The sequence below is a fragment of the Rhodovastum atsumiense genome (assembly GCF_937425535.1).
Classification (GTDB): Bacteria; Pseudomonadota; Alphaproteobacteria; order Acetobacterales; family Acetobacteraceae; genus Rhodovastum; species Rhodovastum atsumiense.
The window spans coordinates 6042618-6056612 of record NZ_OW485601.1; the positions used below are offsets into that span (position 1 = coordinate 6042618).

Sequence of the window (13995 nt, forward strand, 5' to 3'; positions counted from 1 at the left end):
TGGAGGGCAACCTGCCAGGGACGAAGCCGCGGCGCCGAATCAGAAGGCCGCGTCCTCGAACTGCCGCAGCGTGGCCCCGCCTGCCATGATGGACGCGGTCAGGGCGCTGGTCTGCGGTAGCAGCTTCTGCATGTAGAATCGCGCGGTCGCCAGCTTGGCCCGGTGGAAGGCGTCGGTTTCGGCCTGCGGCAGCGCCGCCGCCGCGGCGCGCGCCCAGATCCAGCCGAGCGCGGTCAGCCCGAACAGGCGCAGATACTCGCTGGCCGCCGCCCCCGCCTCGGTGGGATCGGCCAGGCCGCGCCGCGCCACTTCCGCCGTGGCCTGCTGCAGCCGTCCGAACGCCTTGGACAGCGGCAGCACGAATTCCCCGAGCGCTTCGTCGTCCTGGTGCGCCTCGATCCAGGCCAGCAACGGATGGAAGAAGCGACGCAGATAGCGCCCGGCATGCGCGGGCAGCTTGCGCCCGACCAGATCCAGCGCCTGGATGCCGTTGGTGCCTTCGTAGATCTGGGTGATGCGGGCGTCGCGGACGTACTGCTCCATGCCCCATTCGCGGATATAGCCATGGCCGCCGAGCACCTGCATGCCCAGGGCGGTCATCTCCCAGCCGACATCGGTGAACAGCGCCTTCACCACCGGCGTCATCAGCGCGACGAAATCCTCGGCCGCCTGACGTTCCTGCGGATCGGGATGGCGCTCGGCGATGTCGGCCTGCAGCGCCGTCCACACCCCGAGCACGCGGCAGCCCTCGGTCATCGCCCGCATGGTCAGCAGCATGCGGCGCACATCCGGATGCACCAGGATCGGATCGGCCGGACGCGCCGGATCGCGCACGCCATCCAGCGCCCGGCCCTGCAGGCGCTCGCGCGCATAGGCGACGGCATTCTGGTAGCTGATCTCGGCGAGCCCCAGCCCCTGGATGCCGACGCCGAGCCGCGCCTCGTTCATCATGGTGAACATGGCGGCAAGGCCGCGATGCGGTTCGCCCACCAGCCAGCCGCTGGCACCGTCGAAGTTCATCACGCAGGTCGAGGACGCCTTGATGCCCATCTTGTGCTCGATGGCACCGCAGGAGACGCCGTTGCGCGGCCCCGGCCGGCCATCCGGGGCCGGCAGGAATTTCGGCACCAGGAACAGCGAGATGCCGCGCGTGCCGGAGGGCGCGTCCGGCAACTTCGCCAGCACCAGGTGCAGGATGTTCTCGGTGAGGTCCTGCTCGCCGCCGGAGATGAAGATCTTGGTGCCGGTGATCCGGTACGCGCCCTCCCCGTCCGGCTCGGCGCGGGTGCGGATCAGCCCGAGATCAGTGCCGCATTGCGGCTCGGTCAGGCACATCGTGCCGGCCCATTCGCCCGACACCAGCTTCGGCAGATAGCGGTCCTTCAGCTCCTGCGACCCGTGCCGCAGCAGCGCCGAATAGGCGCCGTGGGCGAGGCCGGGATACATGCCGAAGGAAAGATTGGTGGAACAGATCATCTCCTCGACCAACACGCCGATGGTCTTCGGCAGGCCCTGCCCGCCATAGGCCGGATCGCAGCCGAGTGAGGTCCAGCCGCCCTCGCGGAAGGCCCGGTAGGCTCCGGGGAAGCCCTTCGGCGTGCGCACGATGCCGTTCTCGAAGCGACAGCCTTCCTCGTCGCCGCTGCGGTTCAGCGGCAACAGCACCTCAGCGCAGAACGTGCCCGCGGCCTCCAGCACCGGATCGATCAGGTCGGGCGCGAGCTCCTCGCCGCCCGGCAGGGCGCGCAGGGCGGCGAAGTCACACAGCTCGTACAAGGCGAAGCGCATGTCGCGCAGTGGCGGCTGATAGCTGGGCATGGCTGTCTCCGATCCTCCGCTCAGTTGCGCAGGGGCTTGCCGGTCTCGAGCATGTGCTCGATGCGGGCCAGCGTGGCAGGCTGCTTCAGCAGGGTCATGAAGGCGCGGCGCTCGAGGTCGTAGATCCGTTCGAGCGGGATCTCGTCGAGCGGATCGGCCTTCGGCCCGCCGGTCAGGGTCTCGGCCAGGAAGCGGCTGACCACCACGTCATGCGGCGTGGCCTTGCCCTGCAGGGCGAAGCCATGGACGGCCAGATCGAGCGCCGCCCGCCCGCTCGGCCCCGGCAGGCGCAGCGTCACCGGCGCGGGGGGCTGGTAGCCTTCCACCAGGGCCAGCGCCCGCGCCTTGGCATCGGCGAGCAGGCGATCGCGGTTGAAGGTGATGCCGTCGGTCGGGCGCAGCACCAGCATCTCCTGCGCCTCGGCGGCGGATTTGGCGACGCGGGCGGTGGCGATCATCTCGAAGGCCCGCGCGACCGGCGGTATCGGCCCCTTCGGCAATGCCGGCGCGGTGGCGAGGCGGGCCAGCATGCCGGCGCAGCCGCCCCAGCCGGGGATGACGCCGACGCCGACCTCGACGAGCCCGATATAGCTCTCGGCATGGGCTTGCACGGCGTCGCAATGCAGCAGGATCTCGCAGCCGCCGCCGAGCGCCATGCCGGAGGGCGCCCCCACCACCGGGAAGGGCGCGGCCCGCAGCGCGCGATAGGCTTTCTGGCCCGCCTCCACCAGCGATTCGATCTCGCCCCAGGCGGCGATGTTGGCAGCGAACAAAGCCAGCCCCAGATTGGCGCCGACCGAGAAATGCTGGCCCTCGTTATGGATCACCAGGGCGCGGAAGGCACCCTTGCCGCCCATCGCCACGGCCTTGCCCAGCATCGCCATGGTGTCGGGATCGAGCGAATTGCCCTTGCTGTGGAATTCCAGGCAGGCCACGCCATCGCCGATGTCCCACAGGCTGGCCGAGCCATTCTTTGCCAGAGGCCGCGAGCGGCGCTTGATGTCCTGCAGCAGCAGTACGCCTTCCGGGCGGACCACGTCGTGGTACTCGCCATCGGGGGTGAAGGTCTGCAGGCTGCCATCCTGCACGCGATAGAACGTGCCCTCGCCCACCCTTTCCAGCAGCTTCGGCACGGGCCGCCCGTCCGCGCGCAGCGCCTCGGCAAGCCACGTGGCGCCGACCCGGTCGATCAGCTCGAAGGGACCCCAGCGCCAGTTGTAGCCAAGCCGCATCGCGGTATCGACGGCATCGACCGTGGCCGCCACGTCCGGCACCAGCGAGGCGGCATAGGACAGCGTGTCCAGCAGCACGGCGCGGGCATAGCGTCCGCCGCGGTCCGGATGCTCGGCCAGGCGGCGCAGGTCCTTCGCCCCCACCTGCAACGAATCGAGACGCGGCTTGCCGGCCGGGCGGTACTCCCCGCTGGCGAGGTCGATTGCCAGTTTGACGCGATCGGCACCGTTACGATGCAGCGTGTAGAAGCCACCCTTGCCTTTCCGCCCGGTGCGGCCCTCGGCGATCATCCGCGCGATCAGCGGCTCCGCGCGATGGACCGCGCGATACGGATCATCCGGCGGCAGGCTGGCCAGCAGGCTGTCGCCGACATGCGGCACGATGTCGATGCCCACCAGATCGAGCAGGCCGAAGATGCCGGTCTTGGGCACGCCGAAGGGCTTCCCGGCGACGGCATCGGCTTCCTCGACGCTCAGGCCGAGGTCGATGGCATGGCGCGTGGCGGCGGAGATCCACAGCGCGCCGATGCGGTTGGCAATGAAGCCCGGCGTGTCGGCGCAGTCGATCACCGTCTTGCCCAGGCGCCGGTCGGCGAAATCGCGGATCGCCGCCACCGCCTGCGGCCGTGTCGCCGGCCCGGCGACGATTTCAAGCAGCCGCATGTAGCGCGGCGGGTTGAAGAAATGGGTGATCAGGAAATCGGCGGCGAAGCGCGGGGGCATGTCCGCGGCGAGGTCTGCCAGCCGGATGGTGGAGGTGTTGGAGGAAACGATCGAGCCGTCCTTGCGTACCGCCTCCAGCCGTTGGTACAGCTCCCGCTTGGCGCCGGGGCGCTCGATGATCGCCTCGATGATCCAGTCGCAATCAGCGAGTTTGCCGAAATCGGCGTCCAGGTCTCCGGCCTCTACCCGCTTCGCGTTGCGTGGATGCATGAAGGCCGCCGGCTCGGCCTTCAGCGCGGCGGCGACAGCGCGCGCGGCCGCGCCCGGCACGATGTCCAGCAGCACCACCGGCAGGCCGGCATTGGCGACCTGCGCGGCGATGCCGGTCCCCATCAGGCCGGCGCCGATGACCCCGACCTTGCCGATCACGCCACCGCCTCCAGCACCGTCGCGATCCCCTGCCCGCCGCCGATGCATTGCGTCGCCAACGCGTAGCGTCCGCCCTCGCGCCGCAGCAGCGCTGCCGCCTTGCCAAGGATGCGCGCCCCCGTCGCCCCCAGCGGATGGCCGAGCGCAATGGCGCCGCCATCGATGTTGGTCTTCGCCTCGTCGAGGCCGAGTTCACGCATGCAGGCGATCGCCTGGCTGGCGAAGGCCTCGTTGATCTCGACGACGTCGAGGTCGCGCGCGGAAATCCCCGCCCGCGTCAGGGCTTTCTGCGCCGCACCGACCGGTCCCATGCCCATCACCTCCGGCGCGCAGCCGGCCACCGCGATGGATTTCAGCCGCGCCAGCACCTCCAGCCCGTGGCGGCGCGCAAACTCGGCGGAGCAGACCAGTACCGCGGCGGCGCCATCGGTCAGCGGGCTCGACGTGCCCGCGGTCACGCTGCCATCGGCACGGAAGGCCGGCTTCAGCTCCGCCAGCTTCTCCGCCGTGGTCTCGGGCCGGATGCAGCCATCCCGGCTCACGCCTCCGACCGGCACGATCTCGGCTTCGAGCCGTCCCTCCGCCTGCGCCGCCGCCGCCTTGCGATGGCTGGCCACGGCGAAGTCCTCCTGCGCCGCGCGCGAGACCTGATGGCGTTGCGCCACGTTCTCGGCGGTCTCGCCCATCGAGATGTAGGCCTGCGGATAATCGCGCGCGAGGGCGGGGTTGGGCAGGATGTTGTAGCCGCCCAGCGGCACGCGGCTCATGCTTTCGATGCCGGCGCAGATGAAGGCCTCGCCGGCGCCGAGCGCGATCGCCCCGGCCGCCTGGTGCACCGCCTGCATCGAGGATCCGCAGAAGCGGTTCACCGTCACCCCCGCCGTCTCCTGCGGCAGCCCGGCGATGAAGGAGATCAGCCGGGCCACGTTCAGCCCCTGCTCGCCCTCGGGGAAGGCGCAGCCGACGATGACGTCCTCGATCGTGGCGGGATCGATCCCGGATTGCGCCACCAGGGCCCGGACCACGATCGCGGCCAGGTCGTCCGGACGCACGCGCGCGAGGTCCCCCTTGCTGGCGAAGTGGAAAGGCGACCTGCGATAGGCCGCGATCACGACGTCGGGCATCCCCGCATTCTCCTTCTCAGATGGTCCGCTTGTGTCTGACGTTCAGCTCCGGCCGGCCGGACGCCCGCGCGCGGCGAGCGCGGCCCGGGCCTGGGCCTGGATGTCGCGCAGCTCCGCCAGCGCCTGGTCCAGGTCGCGCCGCTGCGCTTCCAGCGCGGCGATGCGGGCCTCTGTTCCCGCCAGCAGCAGCCGCAACTGCCCGGCCTGGGTGCGGTCGGCATCGTAGAGATCGAGATAGTCCTTGATCTCACCCAGCGAGAATCCCAGCCGCTTGCCGCGCAGCACCAGCAGCAGCCGGGCCCGGTCGCGCCGGTCGAACACCCGCGCCTGGCCCACCCGTTGTGGCGTGATCAGTCCCTTGGCCTCGTAGAAGCGAATGGCACGCGGCGTGACTCCCAGCTCTTCGGCCAGTTGGTTGACGGAGTAGAGGGGGCGCGGGTCCCGCCCCTTCGGCCCTTCGACCCTGACCGGTTCATTGTGATCCACGACGCAGCAACTCCTCCCGCAACTCCTTGCGCGACAGCTTGCCGACGGCGGTCCGGGGCAGCTCGGCCCGGATCTCGATCAGCCGCGGCATCTCGATCGGCGAGAGCTTGGTCCTGAGGAAATCCCGCAGCCCCGCCTCGGTCAGCGTCGCCCCGGGGCGCAGCTGGACGAAGGCGGCCACGCTCTCGCCGCGATAGGAATCGGGCATGCCCAGCACCGTCGCGGCGGCGATGTCGGGATGCTGGTAGATCGCCTCCTCCACCGTGCGCGGATAGACCTTGTAGCCCGAGGCGATGATCAGGTCCTTGATGCGATCGACCAGCGTCACGTAACCGTCCGCGTCCATGATCCCGACATCGCCGGTGCGCAGCCAGCCGTCTGGCAACAGGACGGTCCCGGTGTCGGCGGGGCGCTGCCAGTAGCCCTGCATGACGTTGAGGCCGCGCACCACCAGTTCGCCGCGCTCGCCGACCGGGACCCGCCGGGTGGGATCGTCCAGCGCCCGGATCTCCGCCTCCACCCCCGGAATGGGCAGGCCGATGGTGCCGGCGCGATTCCCCTCCGTCACCGGGTTGCAGAAGCAGACCGGGCTTGCCTCGGTCAGGCCATACCCCTCCACCAGCGTACACCCGCTCGCCTGCTCGAACCGGTGCTTGATCTCCAGCGGCAGCGGCGCCCCGCCGGAAAGGCACAGCCGAACGTCCGAGAGATCCCGCCGTCCGGCCCCGTGGTCGAGGAGGGCCTTGAACAGCGTCGGCACGCCGGGAAAGATGGTCGGGCGGCGCCGTCGCAGCACCGCCAGCAACTGCGCCGGCGCGAAGCGCGGCAGCAGCACCAGTTCCGCCCCCCGGGCGAGCCCGGCGTTCATCACCATGGTCATGGCAAAGACATGGAACAGCGGCAGCACCGCGAGCACCCGCTCCTCGCCCGGCCTGAACTGCGGGAACCAGCGCAGCATCTGGCCGACATTGGCGGCGAGATTGGCATGGGTGAGCATCACCCCCTTGGGCAGGCCGGTGGTGCCGCCGGTGTACTGCAGCACCGCCAGATCCGCCGGCGCCACCGCCGGGGGGGCCGCGATCGGCGCCTCCGCGACCAGCGCGTCGAAGCCGACCACACGGTCGTCGTTGCGCGGCACCGTGGCCAGCACGCGGCGCTTGGCCACGCGGAAGACGGCCGCCTTCATCGGCCGCAGGGCCCGGTGGAAGCGGCAGGCCACGATGCGCTTCACCGTGCCATGGCCGAGCAGCGCCACCACCCGGCCGAAGATCGGCTGCACGTCGATCGTCACCATGATCGAGGTGCCGGAATCCGCCGCCTGCGCGGCCAGTTCCTCCTCGGTGTAGAGCGGGTTGTAGTTGACCACCGTGGCGCCCGTCTTCAGGGCGGCGAAGAAGGCGATCACGAAGAACGGCGTGTTGGGCAGGCAGAGCCCGATGCGCGTGCCCGGCCCCGCGCCGAGCCGGGCGAAGCCCGCGGCGGCCCGGTCGATCAGGCTGCCGAGTTCGGCATAGTTCCAGCGCCGGCCGAGGAAATCGAGCGCCGGACGCGGGCCGAAGCGACGCACCGCCTCGTCGATCAGTGCGGTCAGCGTGGCCGGGGCCTCGTCGAACGCCCAGTCGATGCCTGCTGGATAGGCGCGCAGCCAAGGCCGCGCCCCGGGATCCTGCACATCCTGTCGCGTCACCATTCCTGCACTCCTCCCCGGCCACGTGAGTTGACGACACGTTGGTTTCTGGAACGCTTATTCTTGGTATTCTTGGAACGCTGGTGTCCGGCCGGACCGGTTGCGGCCCGGCCGGAAGGTATCAGAAGGCGTAGGTGCCCTGCACCGAGACGATGTCGATCTGGTTATTGTAGCTGGCGCTGAAATTGCCACGCAGATAGTTGGGTGTTCCCGGCCCGCCATCAACCAGCCCGATATGGGTGTTGTCGACGAAGATGTGGGTATACGCGGCAGAGATGGCCAGTTTGGGCAGCGGCTTGTAGGTAGCGCCGACCGAAAGCCAGTAGCGGTCGCCGTCGGGGATGCGCGGGGTGCGGTCGATGTTGCGCACCGGGGTCTGGTCGTAGGCAACGCCGCCGCGCAGGGTCAGCTTGTCGTTCAGCCGCCAGTCCGCGCCGAGCGAGAGGGTATAGGTGTCACGCCAGTTCTCGTCGGTGATCGACGGCCCGCCGGGATAGTCGATGTAGAGCGTGCGGAAGCTCGACCAGAAACTGTAGTCGAGCTGGGCCAGCAGGGTGACGGGCCCGATATCGTGCGAGAAGCCGATGCCCAGCAGCCCCGGGGTGGCGAGCTTCGCCGTGGCCGGGCCGCCGCGGAAATTCGGCTGCAGCGACAGCGGGTACTGCACGTTCTCGAAGCCGACCGAGCCACCGAGCTGGTGATAGATCGAGGAGCGGTAGTTCACGCCGACCCGCGTGCCCTCGATCGGCTCGTACAACAGACCGACCTGCCAGCCGACCGCGGTGTCATCGCCCTTCAGCCGGGCGAGGGCGTCATTGCGCCCGGGAAAGTAGCCGGGGATGCGGCGCGAGGCCCCGACCGAGCCCAGGTCTACCGAATTGGACAGCGTCGCGTTCACCACCTCGATCTGCAGCCCCGCCGAGACCGACAGGTTCGGCAGCACCTGGTAGGCCACCGAGGGGGTGATGTTGTAGGTACGCAACTGGCTGGTCAGCGCGTAGTAGCGCGCGATCGAATCGGTGCCGTATTTGGTGGTCAGCCCGAAGGGCGAGGTGATGGCAAGGCCCGCCCACCAGCCACCGCCGATCTCGGCGGTGGCGAAGATCGAGGGCAGCAGCGCATCGCCGGCGATGTCGCCGCCGAGCGTCCCGAGCACCGGAAAGCCGCTGACCGTGGTGGCGTTCGCATTCTGCAGGGTCGATTGCGGCATGATCAGCGAAGAACTGACGCTGACCTGGTAGCCCGGCAGCCGGGTCATGCCGGCGGAATTGAAGAACAGCGTCGCCGGATCATCGGCGCGGGCGGCGGCCCCGGCAAAGGCGGCGCCCTGATACATGGCGCTCTGTTCCTTCAGCGCGAAGCCGCCGGCCCGCGCCTCTCCCACCGTGAGCGCCGCCATCGCGACGCCGGCCAGCAGCATGCAGCGTGCTGCAGTCTCTTGTTGAGCCATTGTGCCCCGTTATCCTCCCGTCCGTCACGTCGCGACGCGATTGCCATGTGATGTTGTCCAACTCCATTCTGCAACATACATTGACGTTAACGTCAATTGTCTGACGTTATAGTGCACCGCACAATCGAACCGCCTGAGGGGAAACGGAAAATGCCGGACAGTGACACGTTGATTGCTGCCATGCGGGCCCGCACGCCGGCGCTGCGCGGACTGGGTTACCGCGTGCGCTTCGAGATCACCGACACCGGCGACGAGATGCTGCTCGACGGCACCGGCGGCAGCGCCACGGTGGAGTCGGGCGGCGGGGCCGCGGATACGGTGCTGCGCCTGTCCTCGGAGGATCTGGCCCGGCTGATCGCCGGCCGGCTCAGCCCGATGCTGGCTTTCTCGACCGGACGGCTGCGGGTGGAAGGCTCGCGCGGCGTGGCTTTGAAACTCGCAAGCCTGCTCGACGAGGATTAGGAATGGCGGGCCGTCACGCCACCGCGTCGAGATCGACGCCCACCGACACGCTGTGCCGGCCGCCGCCCAGGATCACGCCGCGCACCGGGCTGATGTCGCCGTAGTCGCGGCCCCAGGCCAGCACCACGTGCTCGTCACGCACCACCAGGTCGTTGGTGGGATCGAGGTCCACCCAGCCATGGTCCGGCCCCAGCCAGGCGCCGACCCAGGCATGCGACTGGTCGGCGCCGCGGCGCGGGGCCTGCCCCGGCGGCGGCCGGGTGCGCAGGTAGCCCGAGACGTAGCGCGCCGGCAGGCCGAGCGCCCGCAGCCCGGAGATCATGACATGGGTGAAGTCCTGGCAGACGCCGGCCCGCTGCAGCAGCACCCGCGCCACCGGCGTGTACACGGTGGTGACGCCGGGTCGGAAGGCGAAGTCGCGCCGCATCCGCGCGTTCAGCTCCAGCAGCCCTTGCAGCACCGGGCGGCCCGGCGGGAAGCTCTGGCGCACATAGAGCCCCGCCGAGGCATCGGCCGGCGCCATCGGGCTGTCGAAGCTGAATTCGGCGGCCTGCCACGCCCCCGGCCCGCCCCGCCGGGCCGCGGCGACCACATCCTCCCAGGGCGGGGTGGCGTCGGCCGGCGGGGGGGACGCAAAGTCCACCTCCACCTCAGCCTCCACCGTCGCATCGAAGCGCTGATGCGACTGGTCGAGGAACACCCAGGTCACGTGATTGCCGAAATGGTCGGGGCCGGAGGTCATCCGCCCCGGCGTCGGCCACACCAGCACCTCGGCCGAGAGCACGCGCTGCCCGGGCAACGGGCGCGGCGTCAGGTGCAGCATGTGGCTCGCGAGATCCACCGGATCGGCATAGACGTATTCGGTGGTGTGTCGGATCCGGTACCTCATGCCGCCCCCCGCAGCACCGGCACCTCGCCGGGCGACCAGCCCAGGGTCTGCACCGCCGGCAGCAGCGCGAAGTAACGGCGGGTGATGCGGTCGGACAGCGCCGCCACCCCGGCCTCCACCCCCCGTAGCTGCGACGGCAGGGAGGCGGCGGCAGCGGCCTGGTCGCTCGCCGCCAGCACCATCTCGACCATGATCTCCACTTCGGCCAGCAACCCCGCGGCTGCCCCCGCCAGCATCTCGCGCGGATTGGCGTTGGCAGCGCCCACGTCGAGCCCGGCGGTGCTCGACAACTCGTCCAGCAACCCGTGCATCTGCGTCAACTGGAATCCCAGGCCCCGCGGATTGCCCTGGTCCACCAGCACCAGGTCCAGCACCGGCGCCGGCTGCAGCACGTCCAGGTAACGGCTGCGATAGGTGATCACCGAATCACAGATCTCCAGCAGCAGCCGCAGCCCCGCCTCGATGCGCGAAGGCGGCTGGTCGAGCGCAAGCGACACCTGCCCCGCCACCGCCCAGCCCCGCTCCAGCCGCCGGCCCAGTTCAAGGAACATCCAGCCGCCGCCACGCACCATGTTCTCGGCCGCCACCCCGGCCACCGCGGTGGCGAAGCGGGTGATGCCGACCATGCCATGGGTCAGCCCGTCCAGGCTGCGCCCGGCCGCAGCCGCGTCCCCCCGTGCCGCCCGCAGCGTGGCGGTGAAGGTCGCGTACATCTCGTCGGTCAGCCGGTCGCGCACGCTCTCGGTCAGCCGGGCGACGGAGGCGAACAGCCCCGCCACCGCGCCGCCGTCGCGCACCGAGGCCAGCAGCGCCTCGCCCAGCGTCTCGGCCGGAGCCGCCTCGGGGGGCACCAGCCCGGCCTCGGCCAGGCAGCGCCCGAGCATCTGCAGCTCCAGCAGCTCGCGCGGCAGCAGGCCGGTGCCGCGGGTCAGCCGCTGCAATGCGGACCGCATCAGCCGCGCCGCCCGGTCCAGCCGTTCCACGTAGCGGCCGAGCCAGAACATGTTGTCGGCCACCCGGCTCGGCAGGTCGCCGCTGGGACGGCGCAGCTTCAGCGCCGGCACGCTCAGCGCCGGCGGCCCCATGATCATGCCGCGCTCCTCGGAGAGCACCCACACGTCCTTGGAGACGCCCACCTCCGGCCGGCGGCCGGTCAGCCGCTCGGGATCCTCGAGCACGCGCGCGAGCCCGCCCGGCATGGCCTGCCATTCCGCCCCGTCCGCCACCAGGAACAGCCGCAGCAGCACCGGCCGCGGCGTCAGGCCCCGCCCGTCCAGGCAGGGCGCCACCGAAGGCGGCAGCGAGGCCGTCGCCGCCCATTCCCAGGGGCGGGCCTCGATTCGCGCCATCAGCTCGCCGCGCGCCACTTCCGACAGCGCCATGGGCAGCACCGGCGGCACCGTGCTGTCCAGCGCCGGCGCCACCCGCCAGCCGCCCGGATTCGCCTGCAGCACCGCCCGGGCCGCCGGGTCGCCGAGCCATAGGGTCGGCACGCCGGGGAGCAGCAGCTTCTCGCCGAGCAGGCGCTGGCACAGCGCCGGCAGGAAGGCCGCCAGCGCCGGCGCCTCCGCCACCCCCGAGCCCGGGTCATTGGCGATGCGCACACTGCCCTGGCGCAGCGTATCCACCAGCCCGGGCACACCGAGCAGGCTGCCCGGCTCCAGCTCCAGCGGATCGATCATCCGCCCGTCCAGGCGCCGCAACAGCACATCGACCTGCTGCAGCCCCTTCAGCGTCTTCAGGTAGAGCGCGCCGCCGCGCACCGTCAGGTCACCACCCTCCACCAGCGCGCAGGACAACTCGCGGGCGAGGAACATGTGCTCGAACCATTGCGGCGCCGCATTGCCGGGGGTCAGCAGCGCCACCGTCGGGTTGGGTTGGCCGGCAGGGCCCAGCCGCCGCAACGAATCCTGCCACAGATCGAAGAACGGCCGAAGCTGGCGCACCTGCAGCGGGCGGAACGCCTCGGGCAGCACGCGGGCGAGCAGGCGCCGGTTCTCCTGGGCATAGCCGATGCCGCCGGTCGAGGCGGTGCGATCGGCCCAGACATGCCAGGTGCCGTCCGGCGCGCGGATCAGGTCGGCGGCGTAGCTGTGCAGCAAGGGCACATGGCCGGGAATGCGGCAGGCCCGCAGGAAGCCGGGATTGGCATAGACCAGCGCCGGCGGCAGCTTCCCCTCGGCCAGCAGGGTCTGCGGCCCGTAGATGTCCTGCAGCACCAGCGCCAGCAGCCGCGCCCGCTGCGCCAGCCCTTCCTGCAGGACGGCGAACTCGGACGCCGCCAGCGGCAGCGGCACCGGATCGCAGCGCCAGGGCCGCCCGGCCGCGCCGGGCAGCACGCTGGCGATCCCCTCTTCCTCGAAGGCACGGTCGAGCCGGCGCGCCCGGGTCGCGAGCCCGCCCTCGCCCATGGCGGAAAAGGCAGCCAGGACCCCCCGCCAGTGCGGCCGCAGGCCACCCTGGCCATCGACCATCTCGTCGCGTGGAATCTGCGTGGTCATGGGCTCCGCTTCCGGCTGAGCTCGGGGAGGGTCGGAGGACGGGGGAGAAGAGTGGCGGCGTTCACGCCGCGCACTGTCTCAGCCGGAGCGGCACAGGTCCAGAGTCGAGACGAGGGAAACGATACCGGCAGCATCATCGGCCGAACCGACGCCGGCCGGCCGATAAGGTTGCTTCTTAAAGTCCTGGGCTAACGCGTTCTTCAGTCGCGCAGCAATCCCCGCGCGGTCAGCAATCCGGCTATGATGACGGCGATCACGGCCGGCAGGGCGCGGCCGGCGGTCGCGGCCAGCACCGCGGTGATGCCGGTCAGCAGCGCGGCGGTGCGATGCGCCCCGGCCGCGTCGGGATGCCCCGCCGCGCGATCCCAGAACAACGCCGCGCCAAGCCCGGCCAGGGCCAGCCACAGCGCGAGCAGGAAGGCCGCGGTCACGGGGGAAAGGAGCAGGAATACCAGCGTGAGCAGCGCCAGCACCCCTGATCCGAAGAACCAGTAGAGCGGCGCCGAAACCTTTTGCAGCGTCGCATCAACGGACGGCACGGTATCTTTGAAGGACACCATGGATCGGCCTCCTGCGGGCTTTAAGTTTCGTTGGAAACTTTAACTCCTGGCGGGCTGGGAGTCCAGGAAGTCACGGCAGCGGCGCTGCCCTGTTGCAAAGAAAGATTAAGGCAAGGGCTCTGCCCTTGACCCGGCAGGGGCCACAAGGCCCCTGCACCCCAATCACGCTGCGCGGCAAGGAATGGGATCCAAGGGCGAAGCCCTTGGCGGAGGTCCAGGAGGCGGAGCCTCCTGGTCGGGTGCGGGGTGAAACCCCGCCGAGCGGACGCCTCAGGCCGCGTCCGGTTCCGCGAGCACGGCGCGGGCGGTCAGCACGCCAGCCCCGGCCAGGGCGATGAGGTTCAGCGCCAGTGTCATCGCCGCCGGCTCCAGGTGGCCGATGAAGTTGCCGACAGCCGAATGCGGCAGCCGCGGCACCACGAACAGGATGACGGTGATCGCGCTCAGCAGCTTGGCTGCTTCCAGCGCCGTCTCCGCGTCCGGGTCCAGCCACTTCGCCTGCACCCAGGCGTAAGCAGTGGCAAGCACCATCGTCGCCAGCCAGGCATCGTTCACGGCGGCGAGTTGCTGCGGCAGAAACAGCCCGGCCACGACGCCGGCCAGGCCAAACAAGGTCGAAACAGTCAGGGCGATCTTCAGGTACGACATCGAGAAGGATCCAGGCTTCCTGAGAATATTGTTGAGGGAGGCAACC

General features: G+C 70.3%; 11 protein-coding genes. 1 reads left to right on the top strand and 10 read right to left on the bottom strand.

The genetic code is table 11. The annotated features are described in order from the left end of the window. Positions 1-39 precede the first annotated feature (39 nt). The 6 genes from NBY65_RS27225 to NBY65_RS27250 all read right to left on the bottom strand — a co-directional run bounded on the left by NBY65_RS27225 (position 40) and on the right by NBY65_RS27250 (position 8889). The gene (locus NBY65_RS27225) at positions 40-1818 is read right to left on the bottom strand and encodes an acyl-CoA dehydrogenase C-terminal domain-containing protein (RefSeq protein ID WP_150044434.1); all 1779 of its coding nucleotides are present in this window, start codon (positions 1816-1818) and stop codon (positions 40-42) included. Positions 1819-1838: 20 nt separating this feature from the next. Next, positions 1839-4142 carry a 3-hydroxyacyl-CoA dehydrogenase/enoyl-CoA hydratase family protein gene (locus NBY65_RS27230; RefSeq protein WP_275266335.1) on the bottom strand — a complete coding sequence of 768 codons (2304 nt, stop codon included), beginning with the start codon at positions 4140-4142 and terminating at the stop codon, positions 1839-1841. Then, positions 4139-5266: a thiolase family protein gene (locus tag NBY65_RS27235; RefSeq protein WP_150044438.1), complete on the bottom strand. Its 1128-nt coding sequence runs from the start codon at positions 5264-5266 to the stop codon at positions 4139-4141. The genes NBY65_RS27230 and NBY65_RS27235 overlap by 4 nt, the downstream gene beginning before the upstream one ends. A gap of 42 nt (positions 5267-5308) precedes the next feature. Beyond that, positions 5309-5752 (bottom strand): MerR family transcriptional regulator, encoded by a 444-nt coding sequence (locus tag NBY65_RS27240; RefSeq protein WP_150044440.1) that lies wholly within the window; start codon positions 5750-5752, stop codon positions 5309-5311. Further along, positions 5739-7442: a long-chain-fatty-acid--CoA ligase gene (locus tag NBY65_RS27245; protein WP_150044442.1), complete on the bottom strand. Its 1704-nt coding sequence runs from the start codon at positions 7440-7442 to the stop codon at positions 5739-5741. Before NBY65_RS27245 ends, NBY65_RS27240 begins: the two co-directional genes overlap by 14 nt. A 118-nt stretch (positions 7443-7560) precedes the next feature. Continuing rightward, entirely contained in the window at positions 7561-8889 is a 1329-nt protein-coding gene (locus NBY65_RS27250) for an OmpP1/FadL family transporter (RefSeq protein WP_150044444.1), read from the bottom strand. 150 nt (positions 8890-9039) lie between these two features. Here NBY65_RS27250 and NBY65_RS27255 point away from each other — a divergent pair, with 150 nt between their 5' ends. Continuing rightward, positions 9040-9351, top strand: coding sequence for an SCP2 sterol-binding domain-containing protein (locus NBY65_RS27255; RefSeq protein WP_150044446.1), 312 nt, complete (start codon positions 9040-9042; stop codon positions 9349-9351). 13 nt (positions 9352-9364) lie between these two features. Here the strand turns inward: NBY65_RS27255 and NBY65_RS27260 are convergent, their stop codons facing one another. From NBY65_RS27260 to NBY65_RS27275, 4 genes are all read right to left on the bottom strand, one after another. Continuing rightward, positions 9365-10240, bottom strand: coding sequence for a transglutaminase family protein (locus NBY65_RS27260; RefSeq protein ID WP_150044448.1), 876 nt, complete (start codon positions 10238-10240; stop codon positions 9365-9367). Next, positions 10237-12741 (bottom strand): circularly permuted type 2 ATP-grasp protein, encoded by a 2505-nt coding sequence (locus NBY65_RS27265; RefSeq protein WP_150044449.1) that lies wholly within the window; start codon positions 12739-12741, stop codon positions 10237-10239. The genes NBY65_RS27260 and NBY65_RS27265 overlap by 4 nt, the downstream gene beginning before the upstream one ends. A gap of 200 nt (positions 12742-12941) precedes the next feature. Then, entirely contained in the window at positions 12942-13301 is a 360-nt protein-coding gene (locus tag NBY65_RS27270) for a hypothetical protein (RefSeq protein WP_150044451.1), read from the bottom strand. A gap of 270 nt (positions 13302-13571) precedes the next feature. Further along, positions 13572-13949 (bottom strand): hypothetical protein, encoded by a 378-nt coding sequence (locus NBY65_RS27275; RefSeq protein ID WP_150038672.1) that lies wholly within the window; start codon positions 13947-13949, stop codon positions 13572-13574. Positions 13950-13995 lie beyond the last annotated feature (46 nt).